The following is a 24,124-nucleotide window of genomic DNA, read 5'->3' as shown; positions in this document are numbered from 1 at the left end:
GTGCTCAGCCGCGTGGCGCGCTTTCGCCCTTCACGCCGAGCATCAGCGCGGCGCCGCTGGCCACCAGCAGCGCGGCGAGCAGGTACACGGCGAGATCCATGCTGCCGGTGCGCGTGCGGATCATCCCGATCACCCACGGGCTGACGATGCCGCTCGTGATCCCGAGGCTGCTGATCAGCGCGATCCCGGCCGCGGCCGCGTTGCCCGACAGGTAGCGGGTCGGTACGGCCCAGAAGATCGGCAGCGCGGCAAAGATCAGCGTCGCCGCGATCGACAGGCACGCGAGCATCGCGGCGAAGCTGTGCAGGTGCAGCGTCAGCGCCGCGAGCGCGAGCCCGCCGCCGATCGTGCAGCACGCGAAGTGCTTGCGACGCTCGCCGGTGCGGTCCGAGCGGCGCGCGATCAGCACCAGCCCGACCGCGCCGACCGCGTTCGGCACGACCGTGTAGAGGCTCACCGCGACGACATCGGTCACGCCGAAGTCGCGGATCATCAGCGGCATCCAGAAGTTGAGCGTCAGCGACGCGCAGGTCAGCGAAAAATAGATGAACGCGAACAGGTACACGCGCGGGTTCGCGAGCGCGGCCATCACGCTGCGCCCGTCGTGCGCGCTGCCGTGCCCGCGGCCTTCGGCGCACAGCGCGGCGACGCGCGCCTTGTCGTCGGCCGTGAGCCATGCGGCGTCCTGCGGCCGGTCGACCAGGAACGTGAACGCGACGAACGCGAGCAGGATCGCCGGCGCGCCTTCGATCGCGAACATCCATTGCCAGCCGTGCAGCCCGAGCACGCCGCTCATGTCGCGCATGATCCAGCCCGACAGCAGGCCGCCGAGCACGCCGGCCACCGCGACGCCCGCGAAGAACACCGAGATCGCCGCCGCGCGCCGGTTCGCCGGGAACCAGTAGGTCAGGTACAGCACGATGCCGGGGAAGAAGCCGGCTTCGAACACGCCGAGCAGGAAGCGCAGCACGTAGAAGTGCGACGGCTGCGACACGAACATCATCCCGGTCGACGCGAGACCCCACAGCAGCATGATCCGCATGAACGTGCGGCGCGCGCCGAAGCGCGCGAGCAGCATGTTGCTCGGCACTTCGCAGAATACGTAGCCGACGTAGAACACCGCGGCGCCGAGGCCGTACATCGCATCGCTGAAGCCGAGATCGTGCTTCATCTGCAACTGCGCGAAGCCGATGTTGATGCGGTCGAGAAACGACACGACGTAGCAGAGGAACAGGAACGGGACGATCCGCCACGCGATCTTGCGGAACAGTTGCGCGTCGCTGAATTCGGATACCGAAGCCGGCGCATGCGCGTGCGCGAGCGTCGCTCCGGCGGGAAGCGATTGGGGCATGTCTCTCTCCAAACGGGCCGCGCGATTCGCGCGCGCGGCAGTCTCCGAGGGCGTGCGTGCGCCCTGCTTTCTTGTGAGACCGGATCCGGCTGCCGGCACCGCGGCGCACTGCCGCCGCGGATGCCGCAACCGTCGGGGAAACGGCGATGCCTACGTCAGCGCTCGCCGTCGTGTGCCGCTCAGTCCTGCAGCGCGGCCCACATGTCCTTGTCGCGCTGCGCGGTCCAGATGCGCGGATGCGCGATGCCGCTCGCTTCGTCGAAGGCGCGCGACACGTCGAACGGCAGGCAGTGTTCGTAGATGAACACGTGGCCGAACTTCGGGTCCATCGCTTCGCGCGTGAGCGCCATCGCCGCCTTCAGGTCGAGATTGCGCTCGACGGCCTTGCGGCCCTGCGCGAGCAGCGTCGTGACGAAATCCTTCGTGTAGTCGAGGCCCTTGTTCACCTCCGCCGGGTTCAGCAGCGCGGGGCCGCGGCCCGGCACGAGCTTCTCGGCGCCGAGCGCGCGCAGCGCCTCGAGCGTGGCCGGCCACTGTTCGAGCTGCGCATCGCCGCAGTAGCACGCGGCGTCGTACTCGACGAGGTCGCCCGAGAACAGCACCTTCTGCGACGGCAGCCAGACGATCGTGTCGCCCTTCGTGTGACCCGAGCCGACGTGCATGATCTTCACCTCGAGCTTGCCGAGGAACAGCGTGATCTCGCGCTCGAACACGAGCGTCGGCCAGGTCAGGCCCGGCACCGTCTCGACGCCGGCGAACAGGCGCGGGAAGCGTTCGATCTCCGACTTCATGTCGGCCTCGCCGCGCTCGACGATCATCTCGTACGTGCCGCGGCTCGCGATCACGTGCTGCGCGCCTTCGTCGAAATACGCGGACGCGCCGAGCACGCGCACCGCGTGGTAATGCGACAGCACCACGTGCTTGATCGGCTTGTCGGTCACGCTGCGGATCTTCGCGATCAGGTCCTGCGCCATCGCGGGCGTCGCGGTCGTGTCGACGATCAGCACGCTGTCGTCGCCGATGATCACGCCCGAGTTCGGGTCGCCTTCGGCGGTGTACGCGTAGGCGTTCTCGGACAGCTTCGTCCAGGTGACTTTCTTCTCTTCCAGATCGGCTTGGGAGGCGAATGCTTTGGCCATGTTGCGTTCCGTGGCTGCGAGCCATGTGTTGAGGGGAGTGAGCGGATCATCTTCCCGCATCGAATATTTGTCAATGACAAAGTCGCTTGCTATTGTCTAATACGGGTAAACCTGCGGGCTGGCGCGATAAATGGCGTCGGATACCATGCGGGGTTTCGTCAAGGAAGAATCATCGCGTGCAGAACCACGAAGTCAGCGCGGACGATGCGCCGCCCAAGGCGCAGCGCGGCATCCAGAGTGTCGAGGTCGGCGGCCGGCTGCTCGACGCGCTCGCGCGCCGGCGCAAGCCGCTCGGGCTGTCGGAACTGGCCGCGGCGGCCGACCTGTCGACCGCGCAGGCGCATACCTATCTCGTCAGCCTGACGCGGCTCGCGCTCGTGAAGCGCGACGCGATCACCGGCAACTACGAGCCGGGCCCGCTGTCGCTGCGGCTCGGGCTGATGTCGATCGAGCGTCAACCGGCCTACCGCGCGACGCTGCCGCACGCGGTGCGACTCGCCGAAGCCGTGGGCCTGAGCGTCGCGCTGTCGGTGCCGGGCGCGCTCGGCCCGACGATCGTGCGCATCGAGCACGGTGGTTATCCGTTGCATGTGAACCTGCACGTCGGCTCGGTGATGTCGCTCGACACGACGGCGACCGGCCGCGTGTTCCGCGCATTCGGCGAACCCGCGCAGCTCGACGCGATGGCGGCGAGCCAGGCCGGCGCGGGCGAGACGCTCGCGGGCGCCGAGGGCGTGCAGCCGGCGCCGGACGCGGACGTGCAGCAGGCCGAACGCGAGGCGATCCGCGCACGCGGCATCGAGCGCGGCATCGACCGGCCGAGCCCCGGCGTCAGCGCGATGTGCGTGCCCGTCCTCGACGCGCACGGGCGTCTGCAGCTTGCGTTGACGGTGATCGGTTCGAGCGGGTCGATCGATGTCGACTGGCACGGCCCGATTGCGACGGCCTTGCGCGAAGCAGCGCGGCAGGCCACCGCGTCGCTCGGCGCGGAAAGGGCGAACCAGGCCGAACCGCTGCCCGCGCCGGCAGCGGGCCCGGCTCGCGTGCCACCGGCACTGGCCGACGACGCGAAGGCGCAACGCGGGATCAACGCGCTCGACAGCACCGGCGACCTGCTGCTCGCGCTGGTGTCGGCGGGCCGCGCGCTGCCGTTGCGCGATCTCGCGGCGGCAGCCGGCATGCCGGCCGCGAAGGCGTTCCCCCATCTCGTCAGCCTGCAGAAGATCGGCCTGCTGAGCCGCGACGACGCCGGCTGCTTCGACGGCGGCCCGCTCGCGCAGGCGCTCGGCCTGATCGCGATGCAGCGCGTGTCGCCGACGCGCGACGCGGAAGCCGAGATCGTCGCGCTGGCCGCCGCGACCGACATGAGCGTCGCCGCCGCGACGCTCGGCCCGCTCGGCCCGACCGTGATCCGTCTCGAGGAATCGGCACGGCCGCAGCACGTGAGCCTGCAGGTCGGCACCGTGATGTCGCTCGTCAATACGGCGATCGGCCGGCTCTTCGCGTCCGGCATGTCCGAGGACGTGCTGGCCGACCTGCTCGCCAACGAGCCCGTGCGCCTCGCGGGCAGCCGCACCGCGCCGGACGACGCCGCATTCCGTGCGCGGCTCGCGGCGATTCGCGCGGACGAACTCGATTTCGCATTCGACGCGCCGGTGCCGGGCATCGGCACGGTCGCCGCGCCCGTGTTCGATCACACCGGCAGCATCCGGCTCGTGATCGCGATCATCGGCTCGTCGCGCGGCTTCCCGCGCGGGCCGGACAGCGACCTCGCACAGGCGCTGCTCGCCGCGACGCGGCGACTGTCCTGGCGGTTCGGGTGGATCGGCCGGTAATCGCGCCCCGTTTCCCCTACGCTCGACTTCCCCTGTCCCGCTTCCCGCGAAGCCTGGCCGGGACGGCCTCGGCACGCCTGTCCGCGACGCAAACGCGGTCAGACATGCATGTTGCGCGGCAGCAACATAAAGTGTCAGGAATTCTCATATAACGAAATCGCATTTCACAAGGCGGTGATGCTCCGCTATGATTAGGGTTATCCCTAACTCGCCACCTATACGGGGCTTCACCATGCAAACGTCCAACGTCTCCAACCGTTCCACCCAATCCACCGGCTGGCTCGCACGTGTGAGCGAGCTGCTTGCAGAAGCGTGGGCGCTCCACCTCGAGAACTGCGAAATCATCGCGCAAGCACACGCGCGCCTGCCGCGCTGAGCAGGCCGACCGGCCGCCAGCGGCCGCTGCGTCGGGCATCGGAACATGGCGGTGCCGGCGTGGAAACAGGCCGGGCTCGTCCCGGCCGGCCGTGCTCACCGCGCCGCGAGCGTTTGAAGGTCATCTCGAGGCCGCTTCAAGGCCGATAGCCGGCGCACGATTGCGCCGGACCGCCGCCACCGGAAGATTCATCCGTTTTGCGCGCTCGCCTGCGGACTCCGCCGGCGAGCCCTGCCTGTCGGCCCTTTGGCGGTTTTCTCCGCGCCCCGCCCGCAGCCGCACGCGCCGTCGTTTCAACGACGGCCAGCCTCCCTCCGCACCCCATCACACCTGGATCGAAGGCACGTCCTTCATGCAACGCAGCGCGAACATCGAGCGGCTGTGGCGGATGCTCGAAATCCGGTACAGCTTTTCGCGCAGGAAGCGCTCGTAGCCGGCCGTGCCGTCCACCGCGACCTTGATCCAGTAGTCGTACTCGCCGGACACCAGATACGCCTCGAGCACTTCCGGCAGCGCCGCCAGCTCCGAACCGAAACGCGCGAGCGCGTCGTCCTCGTGGCGATCGAGCGTGACTTCGAGGATCACGATGTCCGCGTAGCCGAGCATGCGCTGGTTGACCAGCGCGACGTACCCGTCGATGTAGCCGTCGAGTTCGAGTTGCCGCGTGCGGTTCCAGCAGGCGGTGGTCGACATGCCGATCTGTTCGGCGAGTTCGGCGTTCGACAGGCGCGCGTTTTTCTGCAATGCGCCCAGGATCTTGCGGTCCTGGTTGTCGAGCGTTCTCGGCGTGCGTTCGCGGGTAGCCATGATGAAAAGAATCTTCTACTTAAAATCAGCATTCTAGCTGAACAGGATTCCGGTTTCAGGCCCGTTTAGCCGGAAAACAGGAAGCCTTTTAACCGGGCCGCTTGATACATTTTCACCATGCCTGCTGCCCGGCACGCTCCCCGCGACCACCCCTTCGCAGCGGGACGCACGGCCGCAATCACGAGTTGCGGTGCCGGGCCGCAGGCATGCGATTCCCCGCCGCCCGCACGCCTATCCGACCGCGTGCAGGGCCGGTGCCCGCGGCCCTGTTCCTGCACTCCCGTCATGTCGTTCAAGCTTTATCTGTCGTTCCTCGCTGCTTCCGTCGTCCTGATCTACGCCCCCGGTCCCGTCAACCTGCTCACGATGAACCAGGCGCTGCGCGCCGGCTGGCGCCGCGCGCTGCCGTGCGTGTGGGGCGGCACGCTCGCGGTGCTGCTGCAACTCGCGCTGACCGCGCTGTGCCTGAATTCGCTGGTGCATGTCAGCGCGCATGCCTTGACCGCGCTGCGCTGGGCCGGCGCCGCGTATCTCGTGTGGCTCGGCGCCAGGCAATGGCTCAGCCGGGCGCCGGCCAACGCATCCGCTCCGTCCACCGATGCCGCGGCCGGAGCCGCGATCGCCCGGCAGGACACCGACACCGACCGCGCGCTGTTCTGGCGCGGCGTCGCGACCTCCGGCCTGAATCCGAAAACGCTGCTGTTCTTTCCGTCGTTCTTTCCGCAGTTCATCAGCCCGAATGCCGACTGGAGCCTGAACCTTCAATTCCTGCTGCTCGCGACGACGTTCGCGTTGCTGTTCGCGGGCGGCGTCGCGTCGATGGCGCTGTTCTCGCACCGGCTGAGCCGCGCGCTGCAGCGGCCGACGCGGATGCGCGCGATGAACCGCGTGACGGGCGGGCTGCTCGTCGGAATGGGCGCGATCATGGTCGGGTGGAACTGAACGGCCCGGTCTGCCGGCTTCGTCGCGGCCGCCGTCGAGCCCCGCGAAAAAGCAGCCGCTCGCCGAATGCTTTAGGGTAGCGGCTGGTTCGTTGGACATGCCCGGGCCACCGGGCGACTGAATGAAGCACGTCACTACCCGCCTGCGGCGCCTGTTCGCGCCGATCGGCCTGCACTGGTATCTCGCCCTCCTTCTCGCGCTCGATGCGTTGATGGTGCTGCGCCCCGTCGTCGAGCATGCGCGGCTCGGCCTGCATCACGCGTGGCTCGCCGATGCGCTGAACCTCGTCGACACCGCGGGGCTCGTCGTGCTGCCGCAAGTCGTCGTCGCGGCCGGCCTCGCGGCGATGGCCATCGGCATCGTGCTGCGCGCCCGCGTCGCGTGGGTGCTGTCGATCGTGCTGCTGGTCGCGGCCGCCGCGATCAGCATGCTCGGCGGCTATCGCAGCCACGCGGTGTTCGTCTACACGGCCGTGCTGGTCGTCGCGCTGCTCTATTACTGGCGGCACTTCGACCGCGCGAGCATCGCCGCGAGCAGCCTGTTCGCGTTGCTGAGCATCGTGTCGCTGCTGATCTACGCGACCTTCGGCGTGCTGTACCTCGGCGACGAATTCACGCCGCCCGTCCACGATCTCGCCACCGCCGTCTATTTCTCGATCGTGTCGATGTCGACGGTCGGCTACGGCGACATCGTCCCGCACGCGCCGACCGCGCGGCTGTTCACCGCCTCGGTGATCGTGCTCGGCATCACCGTGTTCGCGACATCGATCAGCGCGGTCGTCGGCCCCGTGATCGGCGGCAATCTGAAACGGATCGTCAAGGGAGGCCTGTCGAACGTGATCCGCAAGCATCATTTCCTGATCGTCGGCGCGACGCCGGTTGCGCACGCAGTACATGACGGGCTGCGCAAGCGCGGCTACGCGGTGACCGTCGTCGTGCCGGCCGGCGTCGAGCACAACTACGCGGCCTCGACCGACCTGATCGTCGGCGACGCGGCCGATCATGCGGTGCTGGAAAGCGCCGGCGCGGCGACCGCGCGTGCCGTGCTCGCGCTGCGCTCCGACGACGCCGAGAACGCGTTCGTCATCCTCGCGATCCGCGAGATCGCGCCGACGGTGCGAACGGTCGCGCTCGTGAACCAGCAGCGCAACCTCGAACGGCTGCGCCTGCTGAAACCCGACATGGTGTTCTCGCCGCAGCAACTCGCGGGCGAACTGCTCGCCAGCACGCTCAACGACGAACCGGTCGACAAGTCGTTGATCTCGCACCTGCTGTTCGGCACGGCCGGCGCCACCTAGCACCGTGCGCCCGTGATCGCCTGATCCGGGCCGGCCGGCATTCGGCCGGTACAATCGCGCGATGTCCGAATTGCTCACTTACGGCGGCCTGTTCGCCGTGTCGATGGTCGCCGCGACCCTGTTCCCGCTCCAGTCCGAAGCCGTGCTCGCGGGCCTGCTGCTCGCCGGGCGCGAACCCGTGTGGGCGCTGGTGCTCGTCGCGAGCATCGGCAACGTCGCCGGCTCGGCGATCAACTGGGCGCTCGGGCGCGGCATCGAGCACTTCCGCGACCGCCGCTGGTTTCCGGTCAAGCCGTCCGCGCTCGCGCGCGCCGAGCGCTGGTACGGGCGCTACGGCCGCTGGTCGCTGCTGCTCAGCTGGGCGCCGGTCATCGGCGATCCGCTGACGATGATCGCCGGCGTGCTGCGCGAGCCGCTGCCGACCTTTCTCGTCATCGTGACGATCGCGAAAGTCGGCCGCTACCTGGCCGTCGCGTGGCTCGTGACGCACTGACCCGCTGACCGGCCGACGCGCGCCACCGACCTCCGGCAACGCCCGTTCGCGGCGCCGCCGGCTTCGTCCCGCTAAAGATTTCGCCGAATCTGCCGTTTTCCTTACGGACTGCGGTGACGCGTGCGTTCCGCCCCTCTCACTCTCCCCACTCAGGATGTTTCATGAGATCGACCCCATTGGGCCGGGTGAGCGTCGGCGCGCGTCTGGCCGCGCTGGCGTGCGTGCTCGTCGCCCTGCTGTTTACCGTGTTCGCGTGGACGCTCGCCCATTTCGCCGGCCAGCAGCTCGCTGAAGAAGCCCATCTGCGGATCGCCGACAAGGAGCAGTCGATCCGCGCGATGGTCGACCTGTTCGACAAGGCCCTGACCGCCGAAGCGAACCGCTCGATGACGCTGTTCGCGAGCTTCCTGCCGGCCGATTTCTCGCTCGACGCGGCCCGCACGGTCGACATCGGCGGCGTCGCCGCGCCGACCCTCCTCGCGGGCGGCCAGCCGCTCGACCTCGACTACGCGATTCCCGACCAGTTCCTGAAGAAAAGCGGCGCGATCGCGACGATCTTCGCGCGCGACGGCGACGATTTCGTGCGCATCACGACGTCGCTGAAGAAGCAGGACGGCGCGCGCGCCGTCGGCACCCGGCTCGACCGCGCCGGGCCCGCGTATGCGCCGCTGGTCGCCGGGCGCAGCTATACCGGCCTCGCGAGGCTGTTCGGCCGGCCGTACATCACGCAGTACAAGCCGGTGACCGACGCGAGCGGCCGCGTGATCGGCGCGCTGTTCGTCGGCCTCGACATCGGCAACGAACTCAAGCTCGTCGAAGACGGCATCCGCTCGCTGAAGATCGGCGACAACGGCTACTACTTCGTGCTCGATGCGTCGCAGGGCCCGTCGCGCGGCACCTTCGTCGTGCATCCCGATGCGGCCGGCCAACCCGCCGACGACACGCGTGCGCCGTATGCGCGGATGCTCGCGGCCGGCCAGGGGCGGCTCGCGTACACGTCGACCGACCCGGCCGCGCACGACAGCGGCCCGACCGCGAAATTCGTGTCGTTCACGACGATTCCGCAGTGGCAGTGGCTCGTCGGCGGCATCGCGCTCGACGACGAACTGCTCGCCGCCATGCGCGCCACCCGCAACCGCTTCCTGATGATCGGCGCGGTGCTCGTCGCGGCGTTCGCGACGCTGTTCGTGATCGTCGTGCGGCGTGTCGTGAGCCGGCCGCTGGAAGCCGCCGCCCGCGCCTCCGAGCGCTACGCGGCGGGCGATCTCAGCGTGCGCATCCGCGACGGCGCGCACGCGCGCGGCAGCGCCGGCAACGACGAGATCGGCCGGCTCGTGCAGGCGGTCGACGGCATCGGCGACGGCCTCGCGCGGATCGTCGCGCAGGTACGCAACAGCTCGGCCGACATCGCGCACGGCACGGTCGGCATCGCGGCCGGCAGCGGCGACATCGCCGCGCGGATCGCGACGCAGGCGAGCAGCGTCGAACAGACGGCCGCCAGCATGGAACAGATCACCGCCGCCGTGCAGCAGAGCGCCGAGCATGCGGCGCAAGCCAACATGCTGGTCGCGGACGCGTCGGCCGCCGCGACGAACGGCGACGCCGCGGTGCAGCGCGTGGCCGCGACGATGGACGACATCGGCCGCGCGACGCGCCGGATCGCCGAGATCACCGGTACGATCGAAGGCATCGCGTTCCAGACCAACATCCTCGCGCTGAACGCGGCCGTCGAGGCCGCCCGTGCGGGCGAGCACGGCAAGGGGTTCGCGGTGGTCGCGGCCGAGGTGCGCGCGCTTGCGCAGCGCAGCGCGGCCGCCGTCAAGGAGATCGACGCGCTGAGCGCCGAATCGTCGACGACGGTCGAACAGGGTTACCGGATCGCGGACGCCGCGCGCGGCACGATGCGCGAGATCGTCGCGCGGGTCGACCAGGTCCGCACGCTGATCGGCGAGATCAGCGCCGCGTCGCGCGAGCAATCGACCGGCATCGAGCAGGTCAACCTCGCCGTCACGCAGATCGGCGACGCGACGCAGCAGAACGCGATGCTGATCTCGGACGCCGAGCGCGCGGCCGTCGCGCTGCGCGACCAGGCCGCGCAGCTGTCGGACGCGGTCAGCGTGTTCCGGCTCGAACGCGACGCGTGACGGACGCCGGATGATCGGGCCCGGCGCCGCGCCTACTTCTTGTCGCCCGCCAGGTCGATCGCCTTGTCCGAGCCGACCGCGTTGCGCAGCTGGAACTTCTGGATCTTGCCGGTCGACGTCTTCGGCAGCTCGCCGAAGCGCACGGCCTTCGGCACCTTGAAGCCCGCCAGCAGTTGCCGGCAATGCGCGACGATCTCCGCCTCGGTGGCGCTCGCGCCTTCGCGCAGCTCGACGAACGCGCACGGCACCTCGCCCCATTTCGGGTCGGGCATCGCGACGACCGCCGCGACGGCGACGGCCGGATGGCGGTACAGCGCGTCCTCGACCTCGATGCTCGAGATGTTCTCGCCGCCCGAGATGATGATGTCCTTCTTGCGATCCTTGATCCGGATATAGCCGTCCGGCATCAGCACCGCGAGATCGCCCGTATGGAACCAGCCGCCGTGGAACGCCTCGTCGGTCGCCTTCGGGTTCTTCAGGTAGCCCTTCATGCAGATGTTGCCGCGGAACATGATCTCGCCGAGCGTCTCGCCGTCGGCCGGCACCGGCGTCATCGTGTCGGGATCGAGCACCGTCGCGCCCGCCTCGAGGTGGTAGCGCACGCCCTGGCGCGCATTGAGCCGGGCGCGGTCCTCGTCGGGCAGTTCGTCCCAGTGCGCCTGCTTCGCGCAGACGGTCGCCGGGCCGTAGACCTCGGTCAGCCCGTACACGTGCAGCAGGTCGAAGCCGATCTCCTTCATCTTCGCGATCACGGCCGGCGCGGGCGCCGCACCCGCGACCATCGCGTGCACCGTGTGGTCGATTCCGGCGCGGAATTCCGCCGGCGCGTTCGCGATCGCGCTCTGCACGATCGGCGCGCCGCAGTAATGCGTGACGCGCTCGCGGCGGATCAGGTCGAACACGGTCTTCGCGTCGAACCTGCGCAGGCACACGTTCACGCCCGCGCGCGCGGCGACCGCCCACGGGAAGCACCAGCCGTTGCAGTGGAACATCGGCAGCGTCCACAGATACACCGCGTGCTTCGGCATGTCCCATTCGAGGAGGTTGCTGACCGCCGCGAGATACGCGCCGCGGTGATGGTAGACGACGCCCTTCGGGTCGCCGGTCGTGCCGGACGTGTAGTTCAGCGCGATCGCGTCCCACTCGTCGGCGGGCGGCGTCCACGCGTAGTCGGCATCGCCGCCGGCCACGAACGCCTCGTAGTCGGTCGCGCCCGCGAACCGCTCGGGATCGGCCGGCATCGCGTCGGCCACGCTGACGATCTTCAGGCCCGGCACCTCGAGCGCCGCGCGATGCGCGAACTCCGCGTACTCGGTGTCGACGATCAGCACCTTCGCCTCGCCGTGACGAAGCATGAACAGCACCGACGGCACGTCGAGGCGCGTGTTGATCGTGTTGAGCACCGCGCCGGCCATCGGCACGCCGAAGTGCGCCTCGACCATCGCCGGGATGTTCGGCAGCATCGCCGCGACCGTGTCGCCGCGCTCGACGCCGGCCCGCGCAAGCGCGCTCGCCAGTTGCTTCGCACGCGTGTAGGTCTCGCCCCACGTGCGCCGCACGTCGCCGTGCACGATCGCCACGCGCTCGCCGTAGACTTCGGCCGTCCGGACCAGGAAGTCGATCGGGGTGAGCGGCACGTAATTGGCGTCGCGGCGGCCGAGTCCGGCCTCGAACATCTGCGTCATGATCCTGTCTCCCGTATTCTGCCGACCGGCGTGCATGCACCCCGGATCGTTTTGATGTGGTTCAATTGCCGACAGCCTAACGGGCGTTATTGTGAGCCGTCTGTCATCGAAACGACAGAGTGCCTTTCGAGCGCTGCGCGTTATCCCTATCCTCGCAAACCCGCACCCATGCACGATCACCCCGTAGCGCCGCCCGACGCGGCCGACCCGCTTCCCGAACCGGGCCCGCTGCCCGCCCTGGCGACGCTGTTCGGCCAGTGCGCGTGGTTCCGCACGCTCGCGCCCGAGCACCAGGCGCTCGTGCTCGCGCAGTCGCACGTCGAGCAATGCGAGGCCGGCGACGTGATCGCGCGCCGGCTCGCGCCGTCCGAATACTGGATCGGCGTGCACCAGGGGCTGCTGAAGCTCGCGATCTTCAACGTGTCGGGGCGCGGCTGCACGTTTTCCGGCGTGCCGTCGGGCGGCTGGTTCGGCGAAGGCAGCGTGATCAAGCGCGAGCTGCGCAAGTACGAGGTCGTCGCGATCCAGCGCTCGACCGTGCTGTTCGTGCCGGTCGACACCTTCCACGCGCTGCTCGATACCAGCCTGCCGTTCACGCGCTTCGTGATTCATCAGCTGAACAACCGGATGGGCGAATTCATCGCGTCGATCCAGAACAGCCGGCTGCTCGACGTCGACGCGCGCGTCGCGCAGGCGCTCGCGCAGCTGTTCAACCCCGACCTGTATCCGGACACCGGCCCGTCGCTGTCGATCTCGCAGGAGGAACTGGGGATGCTCGTCGGCGTGTCGCGGCAACGGATCAACCAGGCGCTGCAGCAGCTCGAGAAGCTCGGCGCGTTGCGGCTCGCGTACAACCAGATCGAGGTCGTCGATCTGCGCGCGCTCGCGCGCTTCGGGATGGAGCAGCTGTGAACGCGGCACGATCGACGAAACCGCCGCCATCGCGACGCATGCCTTCCGTCTGCGGAATCGGCCGACCACCCGCCCGCCCCAACCTGACAGTTCCGCCAGTTTCGCGACAGTAACCCGTTCCACGCCGACGCCTATCATTCGGGTTCCCTTCACCGACGCCTGATCACCGCCTGTCCCGCCGCCTCCATGTGGATCGTCAATCTCGCGCTCAGGCGCCCCTACACGTTCATCGTCATGGCCATCATGATCGTGCTGGCCACCCCGCTGGCGCTGATGCGCACACCGGTCGACGTGCTGCCCGCGATCAACATCCCCGTGATCAGCGTCATCTGGAATTACAGCGGCTTCTCCGCGACGGAGATGACCAACCGGATCACGTCCGTCCATGAACGGATCCTGACGACGACCGTCAACAACATCCAGCACGTCGAATCGACGTCGCTGCCCGGCATCGCCGTCGTGAAGGTGTTCCTGCAGCCGGGCGCCAACGTGCAGACGGCGATCGCGCAGACGGTGTCCTCCGCGCAGGCGATCGTGCGACAGATGCCGCAGGGGGCGACGCCGCCGCTCGTGATCACCTATTCGGCGTCGAGCATCCCGGTGATCCAGCTCGGGCTGTCGAGCAAGACGCTCAGCGAACAGTCGCTCGCCGACATCGCGCTCAACTTCCTGCGCCCGCAGCTGATCACGGTGCCCGGCGTGCAGATCCCGTTCCCGTACGGCGGCCGCACGCGCGTGGTCGCGATCGACCTCGATCCGCAGGCGCTGCAGGCGAAAGGCCTGACGCCGGCCGACATCGTCAACGCGGTGAACGCGCAGAATCTCGTGCTGCCGACCGGCACCGCGAAGATGGGCCCGACCGAATACCGGATCGACACGAACGCGTCGGCCGACACCGTCGCCGACATCAGCAACCTGCCGATCCAGACCGTCAACGGCGCGACGACCTACCTGCGCGAGGTCGCGGCGGTGCGCGACGGCTTCGCGCCGCAGACCAACGTCGTGCGGCAGAACGGCCAGCGCGGCGTGCTCATCTCGATCCTGAAAAGCGGCGACGCGTCCACGCTGAAGGTCGTGTCGGACCTGAAGGCGCTGCTGCCGAAGGTGATCCCGACGCTACCCGAAGGGCTCACGATCACGCCGTTGTTCGACCAGTCGGTGTTCGTCAACGCGGCCGTCCAGGGCGTGATCCACGAGGCGCTGATCGCCGCCGTGCTGACCGCGATGATGATCCTGCTGTTCCTCGGCAACTGGCGCAGCACGCTGATCATCGCGATCTCGATCCCGCTGTCGATCTTCACGTCGCTGATCGCGCTGTCCGCGCTCGGCGAGACCATCAACATCATGACGCTCGGCGGGCTCGCGCTCGCGGTCGGCATTCTCGTCGACGACGCGACCGTCACGATCGAGAACATCGAGCGGCACCTGCATCTCGGCACCAACCTGCACGACGCGATCCTCGAAGGCGCGGGCGAGATCGCGGTGCCCGCGTTCGTGTCGACGCTGTGCATCTGCATCGTGTTCGTGCCGATGTTCTTCCTGACGGGCGTCGCGCGCTTCCTGTTCGTGCCGCTCGCCGAAGCCGTCGTGTTCGCGATGCTCGCGTCGTACGTGCTGTCGCGCACGCTGGTGCCGACGCTCGCGATGCTGCTGTTCCGCCCGCAGCAGGCGGGCACCGGCCCCGACCATTCGACGTCGCGCTTCGCGCGCATCCATCACGCGTTCAATCGCGCGTTCGAGCGGCTGCGTGCGTGGTACATCGTGCTGCTGAGCATCCTGCTGGTGCGCCGCCGCTTCTACGCGATGTGCTTCCTCGGCTTCTGCGTGCTGTCGACGGGCCTGGTTTTCGTGCTCGGCCGCGACTTCTTCCCGAACGCCGATTCCGGCAACATCCGCCTGCACATGCGCGCGCCGACCGGCTACCGGATCGAGGAAACCGCGCGCCTCGCCGACCAGGTCGAGCGCGTGATCCGCGAAACCGTGCCGGCCGACGAGCTCGGCGCGATCGTCGACAACCTCGGCCTGCCGGTGAGCGGCATCAACCTGTCGTACAGCAACGCCGGCACGATCGGTACGCTCGACGGCGAGCTGCTGATCGCGCTGAAACCGGGCCACCGCGCGACCCAGCACTACGTGCAGACGCTGCGCACGCTGCTGCCCCGGCGCTTCCCGGGCGTCGAGTTCTTCTTCCAGCCGTCGGACATCATCACGCAGATCCTCAACTTCGGTCAGCCGGCCGCGATCGACGTGCAGGTGCTCGGCAACGATCTCGCGAGTAACATGACCATCGCGAGCAGCCTGATGAAAAAGTTCAGGCAAATCCCCGGCGCCGTCGACGTGCACGTGCTGCAACGCAACGACGAACCGACCCTGCTGGCCGACATGGATCGTACGCGCATGCAGCAGCTCAACCTCTCCGCGCAGAACGTCGCGCAGAACATGCTGATCTCGTTGTCCGGCAGTTCGCAGACGACGCCGTCGTTCTGGATCAACCCGCGCACCGGCGTGCAGTACCCGCTGCAGATCCAGACCCCGCAATACAGCATCTCGTCGGTCGACGACCTGCTCGGCACGCCGATCTCGGCGAGCGGCCGCACGGGCACGCCGCTGCAGCTGCTCGGCAACCTCGTGCAGGTGCGCAGCACCGCGAACCCGGCCGTGATCACGCACTACAACATCCGCCCCGCGATCGACGTGTACGTGAGCGTCGAGGGCCGCGATCTCGGCGCGGTCGCGGGCGAGATCGACCGCATCGTGGCGGATGCGCGCGCGACGCTGCCGCGCGGCACCGACCTGACGATGCGCGGCCAGATCGAGACGATGCGCACGTCGTATCTCGGCCTCGGCGCGGGCGTCGCGATGGCGATCGTGCTCGTCTACCTGCTGATCGTCGTCAACTTCCAGTCGTGGCTCGACCCGCTGATCATCATCAGCGCGATGCCGGCCGCGCTCGCCGGCATCGCGTGGATGCTGTTCATCACCGGCACGCACCTGAGCGTGCCCGCGCTGACCGGCGCGATCATGACGGTCGGCGTCGCGACCGCGAACAGCATCCTGGTCGTGTCGTTCGCGCGCCAGCGCCTCGCGGCCGGCGCGCCGCCGCTCACGGCCGCGCTGGAGGCCGGCGCGACGCGGATCCGGCCGGTGCTGATGACGGCGCTCGCGATGATCATCGGGATGGTGCCGATGGCGCTCGGTCTCGGCGAAGGCGCCGAGCAGAACGCGCCGCTCGGCCGCGCGGTGATCGGCGGACTGCTGTTCGCGACCGTTTCGACGTTGCTGTTCGTGCCGCTCGTGTTCGGCGGCGTGCATGCGCGGCTGGCCCGCCGACGTGCGCGTCAGGCCGGACACTGACTTTCGTCCCCCCCTACCCGGTTGAATTGGTTGAATTCATGGAAGAGAAACATCACAGCGCCGTCGGCATCCAGGTGGACGAACACGGCATGCATCTGCCGACGCGCACGTCGGTGTCGCGGCGCGGGCGCATCGTCCTGATCGTGATCGGCGTGCTGCTGGCCGCCGGCGCCGCGCGGACGATCGTCGTCAACGTGCTGAACGGCCACCGGCTCGACGCTGTCGCCGAGCAGAACACGCGCCAGTACGTGACCGTCGTGCACCCGGTCGACGCGGCCACCGGCGGCAAGCTGACGCTGCCCGGCACGCTGCGCGGCTTCGTCGAGGCGCCGATCTATGCGCGGGCGAGCGGCTACGTGCTGCGCTGGCAGGCCGACATCGGCACGCACGTGAAGCAGGGGCAAACGCTCGCCGAACTCGACACGCCCGAGTTGAACCAGGAACTCGCGCAGGCCACCGCGCAACGCCAGCAGGCGCAGGCCGCGCTCGCGCTCGCGAAGACGTCGTTCGACCGCGCGCAGCAGCTGCGCCAGCGCGATGCCGTGTCGCAGCAGGAACTCGACGACCGGCAAGGCGCGTTCAACCAGGGCACCGCGAACCTCGCCGCGGCCGATGCGAACATGCGCCGGCTCACCGAGCTGAAGGGTTTCCAGCGGATCGCCGCGCCGATCGACGGGATCGTCACACAGCGCAACGTCGACGTCGGCGATCTCGTCAGTTCCGGCAACGCGGGCCGTGCGCTGTTCACGGTCGTGCAGGCCGACCGGCTGCGCCTGTACGTCCAGGTGCCGCAGGCCTACGCGCAGCAGGTGAAGGTCGGCCAGCACGTGAGCGTCGCGCAGGCCGAGCTGCCGGGCCGGACCTTCGACGGCACGATCACGCGCACGTCCGAGGCGATCGACGTCGCGACGCGCTCGCTGCAGATCGAGATCACGCTGCCGAACCCCGACGGGCGGCTGCTGCCCGGCGCGTACGTGCAGGCCACGCTGCCGATGACGCCGATCGGCCGCCTGCAGGTGCCGGCCAATACGCTGCTGTTCCGCGGCGAAGGCCCGACGGTCGCGACCGTCGATGCGAACGGCCAGGTCCACCTGAAGCAGGTGACGGTCGTGCGCACGATCGGCCAGACGCTCGAAGTCGACGGCCCGCTCACGCCGAACGACCGCCTCGTCGCGAACCCGAGCGACGCGCTCGCGAACGGCGACAAGGTCGTCGTGCAGGCACCGGCCGCGCAGCCCGCCTCCTCCGTCGCGGGAGCGAAGTCGTGATCGCGTCGCGCGCACGCGTGCGGCCCGCGGCGCTCGCCGCCGTCGCGGCGGCAACCGTCCTCGCCGGCTGCACGGTCGGCCCCGACTACCAGCGCCCGGCCGTCGACACGCCGGCCGCCTGGCGGCTCGATCCAGCCGACGCGTACTGGCACCCGGCCGCGCCGGCCCGCGCGCCGCTCGACCCCGCGTGGTGGACCGCGTTCGGCGATCCGCAACTCGACGCACTCGAAACCGACGCGCTGCGCAACAACCAGAACCTGAAGGCCGTGGCCGCGCGCTACGACCAGGCGAAAGCGACGCTCGCGTCGGTCGCGTCAGCCCAGTATCCGGCCGTCGGCCTGACCGCGAGCGGCCAGCGCTTCAAGATCTCCGCCGACCGGCCGCAGACCAACTACGCGACGCAAAGCATGTCGACCGTGCAGAACGACGTCCAGGTCGGCGCGGCCGTCAGCTACGAACTCGACCTGTTCGGCCGCGTGCGGCGCAGCGTCGAATCGGCGCAGGCGACCACCGAGCAGGCGCGCGATGATTTCGCGAACGCGCGCCTCGTGCTGAGCGCCGATCTCGCGTCGAGCTATTTCGCGCTGCGCGAGCTCGATACCGAGATCGACGTCGTCAAGCGGTCGATCGACCTGCAGCAGAAGGCGCTCGACTACGTGAGCGCGCGCCACGACCTCGGTGCGGTGTCGGGTCTCGATCTGCTGCAGCAGCGCGCGCAGCTCGACGCGACGCGCACGCAGGCGCAGTTGCTGATCCAGCAGCGCGCGCAGGTCGAAACCGCGATCGCGACGCTGGTCGGCACGCCGGCCCCCGCCTTCTCGCTGCCCCCGCGCGTGGTGCCGATCAACGCGCCCGCGCTGCCGACCGGCATGCCGAGCGACCTGCTGCAGCGGCGGCCCGACGTCGCGTCGGCCGAGCGCGCGATGGCCGCCGCGAACGCACAGATCGGCGTCGCGCGCGCCGCGTATTTCCCGCGCATCACGCTGTCGCCGGACATCGGCTGGGACGCGACGCGGTTCGCGGGCCTGTTCACCGTGCCGGCGCTGCTGTGGTCGGTCGGCGGGTCGCTCAGCCAGCCGCTGTTCGAAGGCGGCAGGCTGAAGGCCGGCGTCGATTTCGCGCAGGCCGGCTACGTCGCCGCGCAGGCCAGCTACCGGCAAACCGTGCTCACCGCGTTCCAGGAGGTGCAAAATGCGGTCACGGGCCTGTCGGTGCTCGCCGACGCCGCGCAGCAGGCATCGGCGGCCGTCGACGACGCGCGCAAGCTCGTGTCGCTCGCGCAGGACCGCTACGCGGGTGGCCTGACGCCGTTCATCGACGTGCTGACGGCCCAGCAGCAACTCCTGACGAGCGAGCGCCAGGCCGTGCAGATCCAGGGCCAGCGCGCGGCGCTCGTCGTGTTTCTCGCGAAGGCGCTCGGCGGCGGCTGGGACGGCGCCGCGCCGTCCGACGTCGCGGCCGCGGCCCCGCCGCGCGCCGAGAGCGTCGGCCCTTAACCCGATTAGGCGGACAACCCTATGAAAGTCCTGATCGTCGAAGACGAACCGAAAGTCGTCGAATACCTGAAGAGCGGCCTGACCGAGGAAGGCTGGGTCGTCGATACCGCGCTCGACGGCGAGGACGGCGCATGGAAAGCCGTCGAATTCGACTACGACGTGGTCGTGCTCGACGTGATGCTGCCGAAGCTCGACGGCTTCGGCGTGCTGCGCGCGCTGCGCACGCAGAAGCAGACGCCCGTCATCATGCTGACCGCGCGCGACCGCGTCGACGATCGCGTGCGCGGGCTGCGCGGCGGCGCCGACGACTACCTGACCAAGCCCTTCTCGTTCCTCGAGCTGATTGAACGGCTGCGCGCGCTGACACGCCGCGCGCGCGTGCAGGAGTCGACGCTGATCTCGATCGGCGACCTGCGCGTCGACCTGATCGGCCGCCGCGCGACGCGCGACGGCACGCGGCTCGACCTGACCGCGCAGGAATTCCAGCTGCTCGGCGTGCTGGCCCGGCGCAGCGGCGAGGTGCTGTCGAAGACGACGATCGCCGAACTGGTGTGGGACGTGAACTTCGACAGCAACGCGAACGTCGTCGAGACGGCGATCAAGCGGCTGCGCGCGAAGCTCGACGGCCCGTTCGCGGACAAGCTGCTGCACACGATCCGCGGGATGGGCTACGTGCTCGAGGCGCGCGAGGACGGCGACACGGAGCGGCGGGCATGAAACGCTCGATCATCCTGCGACTCTCGGCGATGTTCGGCATCGTGTCGCTGCTCGTGTTCACGCTGGTCGGCTGCGGGCTGTTCGTGATGATGGAGCGCCAGCTGTTCGCCGAGTTGCGCGCGACGCTCGACACGCGCGCCAAGGTCGCCGCGATGATCGTGTCGCACGCGACCACGGCCGCGCGCGGCCGCCTGATGCAGGAAAAACTCGCCGATCTCGAACCGCCCGACGGTTCGACGCATTATCAGGTCGTCAGCGACAACCCCGCGTTCCGCTTCGGCAGCCCCGTCGACGGCGTGCCGCTCGACCCGCCGTTCGGCGCGTTCCAGCGCTACCAGCTCAACGACAGCAGCTACGCGGTGATGACCAAGACCGTCACGCTGCCCGGCGCCGACGAGCGGCCGACGCTGCAGCTGGTCGTCGCGACCTCGTGCGAACGCACGCAGCGGATGCTGCGCCGCTTCGGCTGGACGCTGGCCGCGCTGATCGCGACAGCGACCGTCATCACGCTGCTGCTGAGCCGCGCGGTCGCGCGCTTCGGGCTCGCGCCGCTCGACCGGCTGTCGCAGGACGCGGCGAGCGTGAGCGCGACGAACCGCCGCCAGCGGCTGCAGACCGACGCGCTGCCCACCGAGCTGCGCGATCTCGCGACATCGTTCAACGGCGCGCTCGAACGGATCCAGCAAACCTACGCGCGACTCGAGGCGTTCAACGCGGACGTCGCGCACGAGCTGCGCACGCCGATCAGCATCCTGATCGGCCAGACCCAGGTCGCGCTGACGAGCCGTGACCGCTCGGTCGACCGGATGCGCCAGACGCTGCAGTCGAACCTCGAGGAATTCGAGCGGCTGCGCGTGATCATCAACGACATGCTGTTCCTGTCGCGCAGCGACCGCGGCGAACGCGCGGCCGACCTGAAGGACGTGTCGCTCGCCGACGAGGTGCGGCGCATGCTCGATTTCCTCGAGATCCCGCTCGACGAGGCGCACTTGCACGCCGAACTGCACGGCGATGCGCGCGCGGCCGTCGATCCGTCGCTGTTCCGCCGCGCGATGACGAACCTGCTGATCAACGCGATCCAGCATTCCGCGCCCGGCGCGACGTTACAAGTGACGATCACGCGCCGCGACACGCTCGTCGAGATGGCCGTGTCGAACCCCGGCGAGCCGATCGATCCGGTGCAGCGCTCGCACGTGTTCGAGCGCTTCTACCGGCTCGAGGAAGCACGCGCGAACAGCAAGGAGAACCACGGGCTCGGGCTGTCGATCGTCAAGGCCGTGGCCGAGATGCACGGCGGCGGCGTGTTCGTCGCGTGCGCGGGCGGCGTCAATACGTTCGGCTTCTCGGTGTCGACGGAGCCCTGCGCGGGCGGACCGCTGCGCGCGGGCGACGCAACCGGTGCAACCGGCGTGGTCGACTCCGCCGATTCGCGGCCGGCGCACGCGCCGCGGGCGCTGCACTGAAGTCGGCCGAGCCTGTCGACGTCCGGCCGCCGCCGATCGGCGCTGGCCGGCCACGAACGCGGCCCGGCCCGGGACGCATTACGCGCGCGGCTTGCCGCCCTGCTCGCGCCACGCCCGCGGCGACATCGCGAACCGCTCGCGAAACACGCGGCTGAAATGCGACATGTCGTTGAATCCCCAGCGCAATGCGACGTCGGACACGCGCAGCGCCGCGCATTGCGGATTCGCGAGATCCTGCGCGCACCGTTCCAGCCGCAGGTTCCACACGTAACGCATCAGCGACGTCTCCTCGGCCTCGAACAGCTTGTTGATGTACCGCGACGAAATCCCGATCGACTGCTCGATCAGCATCGGGTTCAGCTCCGGGTCGTGCAGGTGCTCGAGCACATGCCGCTTCACGCGCGTCAGCGTCAACGCCTTCATCCTCGACTGCGCGAGGTCGTTGCGCTGCATGCCCCCCAGCGTCATCGCGATCAGCGAGATCGCGGTATCCGACAACTGCCGCATCTCGTCCTCGGTCACGCTGCGGATCTGCGACGACATCTGCTCGAGAAACGCACGCATGACGCTGCCGACGCCGTCCCCGGTTTGCGTCGGGCACGCCGTGCGGTGCTCCATCCCGACGACGAGCTGGTTCAGGGTCGCGCGGGGAATGCTGACGACGATCTCGCGCCACGACTGGCCGAACTGCAGGTGGTGAGGCCGTGTCGCGTCGTAGATCGCGAAATCCCCGGGGTGCAGCGTGACGATCTTGCCGTCCTGCTCGACCGACTGGCTGCCCTCGAGCATCAAGACCCCGAAATACTTGTCCTCGTACTCGCTGCGCGCCTGGCGATAACGCCGGATCACGGCCTGCTCGCTCGCGTGGATTTCCGAGATTCGCATCTTTTCGCACTTGCGCTGCCGCACCCGGCCGAAGAAATCGGCTTTCTGCACGGCGGCGATCTGCACGTCCGCGAACAGGCGCAGAATCGTCTCGCGCCAGAATTCGATACGCTGGCTGACCGAGCCGTCGATCGGCACCTCGATGGCCGCGTTCGTCCGTTCGTCCAGCGGGCTGCCGGACGCCGGACCGGGCGCGTAGCCGCTTGCGGCGCGCGGGAGAGGACGCATCGTCATGATCGTGCCCTACAGGGGTTGGCAAACACGCAGCCGATAGCGTGCCCGTTCAAAAGCGCCTTGTCCAATCGATGACCGCGCACGCCGCGTTGCCGGTCGAACCGGCACGCGGCGCGGCGGCCGCGCGCTACCGCGCCGTGCATGTCACGCGTACGTCGTCCGACGCCAGTCGGACGACTGTTCATACGCATACGCCACGCGGTAGAGCGTCGCTTCGTCGAAACGGCGCCCGACCAGTTGCAGCCCGATCGGCAGGTCGTCGGCGACCCCGCACGGCAGCGACATCGCCGGATGCCCGGACACGTCGAACGGCGCGGTATTCGCGAGCATCTCGAACGCCCGCGTCAGCGACTCGGACATCGCGCAACCGGGCGCCGGCAGCTTCGACGCGCGCATCGGCACGGTCGGCATCAGCAATACGTCATACGACTGCAGCGCCGCGTCGTAAGCCGATCGCAAGCGCCGCGCGAGGTTCTGGCTCTTCGCGTAGTAGCGCCCGCGATACCGGCTCGTGAAATATTCGCCGAGCAGCATCGTCACCTTCACGGTATCCGGCAACTCGTCGGCGCGCTCGCGCCAGCCCGCGTGGTGATCGATCATGCCGGTCACGTACAGGCCGCCCCAGTTGAAACCGTGGCTGTTGCCCTTCATCATCTGCTGCGTCGCCCCCTCGGCCGCGATCGGCAGCCAGATCGCGGTGCCGGCCGCATGCAGCGGCACCGACACTTCGTCGACGCGCGCGCCGAGCTTGTGCAACCGGTACGCGGCGGCCCGCACGGCCTCGTCGACCACGTTCTCCGAATTCGCGAGCCCGAACGCCTCGCGCAGGATGCCGATCCGCAGTCCCGCGATGCCGTCGCGGATCGCGCCGAGATAATCGGCGCGCGGCGGCAGCGCCCGCTGGCGCGGATCGAGCCCGTCGTCGCCCGCGATCACGTCGAGCAGCAGCGCGTTGTCGAGCACGTTGCCCGTCATCGGTCCCAGATGATCGACGGTCGCCTCGATCGGCATCGCGCCGGTATACGGCACGAGCCCGTGCGTCGGCTTCATCCCGTAGATGCCGCAATAGGCGGACGGGATCCGGACCGAGCCGCCCTGGTCGCCGCCGAGCGCCATGTCGACCTCGCCGCTCGCAACGAGCGCGCCGCTGCCCGACGACGAGCCGCCGGACGAGTGCCCTGCCTTGCGCGGATTGTGCACCGGCCCCGACGCGCTCGTGTGCGAGCCGCCGGAAAAGCAGTAGTACTCGCAGGTCGACTTGCCGGCGATCGTGCCGCCGGCGTCGAGCACCCGCGTGACGACGGTCGCATCGACGTCGGGCACGTAGCCCTCGAACGTGGTCGAGCCATTGCGCATCGGCACGCCGGCGACGCAGATGTTGTCTTTCACGACCACCGTCTTGCCGCGCAGCTTGCCGTCGGCGGCGCCGTGGATCGTGCTCTTGCGCGCCCACGCGCCGTAACGGTTCTCGTCGCCTTCCGGGCGGTAGCCGGGCGTGCGCGGATACGCGACGACGGGCAGATAGTCGGGCAGCGCGTCGATCGCATCGTAGGCGTCGAAGTTCGCCTGCAGCGCATCGTCGTAGTCGGCGAGTTGGCGGGAATCGAGATGAAAGCCGAAGCCGGCTGCAATATCGGACAGTTGTTCGCGAGTCGGGCGTTTGATGGCCATCGACGTTCTCCAGTTCGGTAAGCGGCACCGCCGGCCCCGGCGGTGCCGGCGGGAT

18 protein-coding genes are annotated in these 24,124 nt (G+C 69.1%); 12 read left to right on the top strand and 6 right to left on the bottom strand.

What is annotated here, in order from left to right; genetic code table 11:
- Positions 1-4: 4 nt before the first annotated feature.
- Together VXM69_RS08115 and VXM69_RS08110 are read right to left on the bottom strand one after the other, a co-directional pair.
- Complete coding sequence (locus VXM69_RS08115) at positions 5-1,351, bottom strand: MFS transporter (RefSeq protein WP_367188386.1); 1,347 nt, start codon at positions 1,349-1,351, stop codon at positions 5-7.
- 179 nt (positions 1,352-1,530) lie between these two features.
- Positions 1,531-2,490, bottom strand: a complete 960-nt coding sequence (locus VXM69_RS08110) for an MBL fold metallo-hydrolase (RefSeq protein ID WP_006482658.1) — start codon at positions 2,488-2,490, stop codon at positions 1,531-1,533.
- 176 nt (positions 2,491-2,666) lie between these two features.
- Here VXM69_RS08110 and VXM69_RS08105 point away from each other — a divergent pair, with 176 nt between their 5' ends.
- Positions 2,667-4,325: an IclR family transcriptional regulator gene (locus tag VXM69_RS08105; protein ID WP_367188385.1), complete on the top strand. Its 1,659-nt coding sequence runs from the start codon at positions 2,667-2,669 to the stop codon at positions 4,323-4,325.
- Between the two features lie 232 nt (positions 4,326-4,557).
- Positions 4,558-4,701, top strand: a complete 144-nt coding sequence (locus tag VXM69_RS08100; RefSeq protein ID WP_167361898.1) for a hypothetical protein — start codon at positions 4,558-4,560, stop codon at positions 4,699-4,701.
- Positions 4,702-5,025: 324 nt separating this feature from the next.
- On the opposite strand, the gene VXM69_RS08095 is transcribed toward VXM69_RS08100, so the two are convergent.
- On the bottom strand, positions 5,026-5,508 hold the full coding sequence (locus VXM69_RS08095; RefSeq protein ID WP_034191471.1) for an Lrp/AsnC family transcriptional regulator: 483 nt from the start codon (positions 5,506-5,508) through the stop codon (positions 5,026-5,028).
- Between the two features lie 285 nt (positions 5,509-5,793).
- Between VXM69_RS08095 and VXM69_RS08090 the strand changes: the two genes are divergently transcribed.
- The 4 genes from VXM69_RS08090 to VXM69_RS08075 all read left to right on the top strand — a co-directional run bounded on the left by VXM69_RS08090 (position 5,794) and on the right by VXM69_RS08075 (position 10,384).
- Positions 5,794-6,450 carry a LysE family translocator gene (locus VXM69_RS08090; RefSeq protein ID WP_367188384.1) on the top strand — a complete coding sequence of 219 codons (657 nt, stop codon included), beginning with the start codon at positions 5,794-5,796 and terminating at the stop codon, positions 6,448-6,450.
- Positions 6,451-6,571: 121 nt separating this feature from the next.
- On the top strand, positions 6,572-7,747 hold the full coding sequence (kch, locus tag VXM69_RS08085; RefSeq protein WP_367188383.1) for a voltage-gated potassium channel protein: 1,176 nt from the start codon (positions 6,572-6,574) through the stop codon (positions 7,745-7,747).
- Between the two features lie 61 nt (positions 7,748-7,808).
- Positions 7,809-8,240 carry a YqaA family protein gene (locus tag VXM69_RS08080; protein WP_049031149.1) on the top strand — a complete coding sequence of 144 codons (432 nt, stop codon included), beginning with the start codon at positions 7,809-7,811 and terminating at the stop codon, positions 8,238-8,240.
- 161 nt (positions 8,241-8,401) lie between these two features.
- Positions 8,402-10,384 carry a methyl-accepting chemotaxis protein gene (locus VXM69_RS08075; protein WP_034191475.1) on the top strand — a complete coding sequence of 661 codons (1,983 nt, stop codon included), beginning with the start codon at positions 8,402-8,404 and terminating at the stop codon, positions 10,382-10,384.
- A gap of 32 nt (positions 10,385-10,416) precedes the next feature.
- Here the strand turns inward: VXM69_RS08075 and VXM69_RS08070 are convergent, their stop codons facing one another.
- Positions 10,417-12,069, bottom strand: coding sequence for an acyl-CoA synthetase (locus VXM69_RS08070; protein WP_049030310.1), 1,653 nt, complete (start codon positions 12,067-12,069; stop codon positions 10,417-10,419).
- Positions 12,070-12,237: 168 nt separating this feature from the next.
- Here VXM69_RS08070 and VXM69_RS08065 point away from each other — a divergent pair, with 168 nt between their 5' ends.
- The 6 genes from VXM69_RS08065 (at position 12,238) to VXM69_RS08040 (ending at position 21,279) form a co-directional block, all read left to right on the top strand.
- Entirely contained in the window at positions 12,238-12,981 is a 744-nt protein-coding gene (locus VXM69_RS08065) for a Crp/Fnr family transcriptional regulator (RefSeq protein ID WP_059556486.1), read from the top strand.
- A gap of 186 nt (positions 12,982-13,167) precedes the next feature.
- Complete coding sequence (locus tag VXM69_RS08060; RefSeq protein WP_367188382.1) at positions 13,168-16,335, top strand: efflux RND transporter permease subunit; 3,168 nt, start codon at positions 13,168-13,170, stop codon at positions 16,333-16,335.
- Positions 16,336-16,373: 38 nt separating this feature from the next.
- Positions 16,374-17,603, top strand: a complete 1,230-nt coding sequence (locus tag VXM69_RS08055) for an efflux RND transporter periplasmic adaptor subunit (protein WP_059556485.1) — start codon at positions 16,374-16,376, stop codon at positions 17,601-17,603.
- Positions 17,600-19,099: an efflux transporter outer membrane subunit gene (locus tag VXM69_RS08050; protein WP_034191480.1), complete on the top strand. Its 1,500-nt coding sequence runs from the start codon at positions 17,600-17,602 to the stop codon at positions 19,097-19,099. Before VXM69_RS08055 ends, VXM69_RS08050 begins: the two co-directional genes overlap by 4 nt.
- Before the next feature lie 21 nt (positions 19,100-19,120).
- The gene (locus tag VXM69_RS08045) at positions 19,121-19,816 is read left to right on the top strand and encodes a heavy metal response regulator transcription factor (protein ID WP_034191481.1); all 696 of its coding nucleotides are present in this window, start codon (positions 19,121-19,123) and stop codon (positions 19,814-19,816) included.
- Positions 19,813-21,279, top strand: a complete 1,467-nt coding sequence (locus VXM69_RS08040) for a heavy metal sensor histidine kinase (protein WP_367188381.1) — start codon at positions 19,813-19,815, stop codon at positions 21,277-21,279. Before VXM69_RS08045 ends, VXM69_RS08040 begins: the two co-directional genes overlap by 4 nt.
- A 78-nt stretch (positions 21,280-21,357) precedes the next feature.
- Here VXM69_RS08040 and VXM69_RS08035 read toward each other — a convergent pair whose 3' ends face one another.
- On the bottom strand, positions 21,358-22,398 hold the full coding sequence (locus VXM69_RS08035) for a helix-turn-helix domain-containing protein (protein WP_367188380.1): 1,041 nt from the start codon (positions 22,396-22,398) through the stop codon (positions 21,358-21,360).
- Positions 22,399-22,542: 144 nt separating this feature from the next.
- A complete protein-coding gene (locus VXM69_RS08030; protein WP_034191484.1) occupies positions 22,543-24,069 on the bottom strand; it encodes an amidase in 1,527 nt (508 codons plus the stop codon).
- Positions 24,070-24,124: the final 55 nt, after the last annotated feature.

This window comes from Burkholderia sp. Ed8, assembly GCF_040761425.1.
Classification (GTDB): domain Bacteria; phylum Pseudomonadota; class Gammaproteobacteria; order Burkholderiales; family Burkholderiaceae; genus Burkholderia; species Burkholderia seminalis.
Note: the sequence above shows the minus strand (reverse complement) of the source record. Positions and strands in the feature narration are given on the sequence as shown.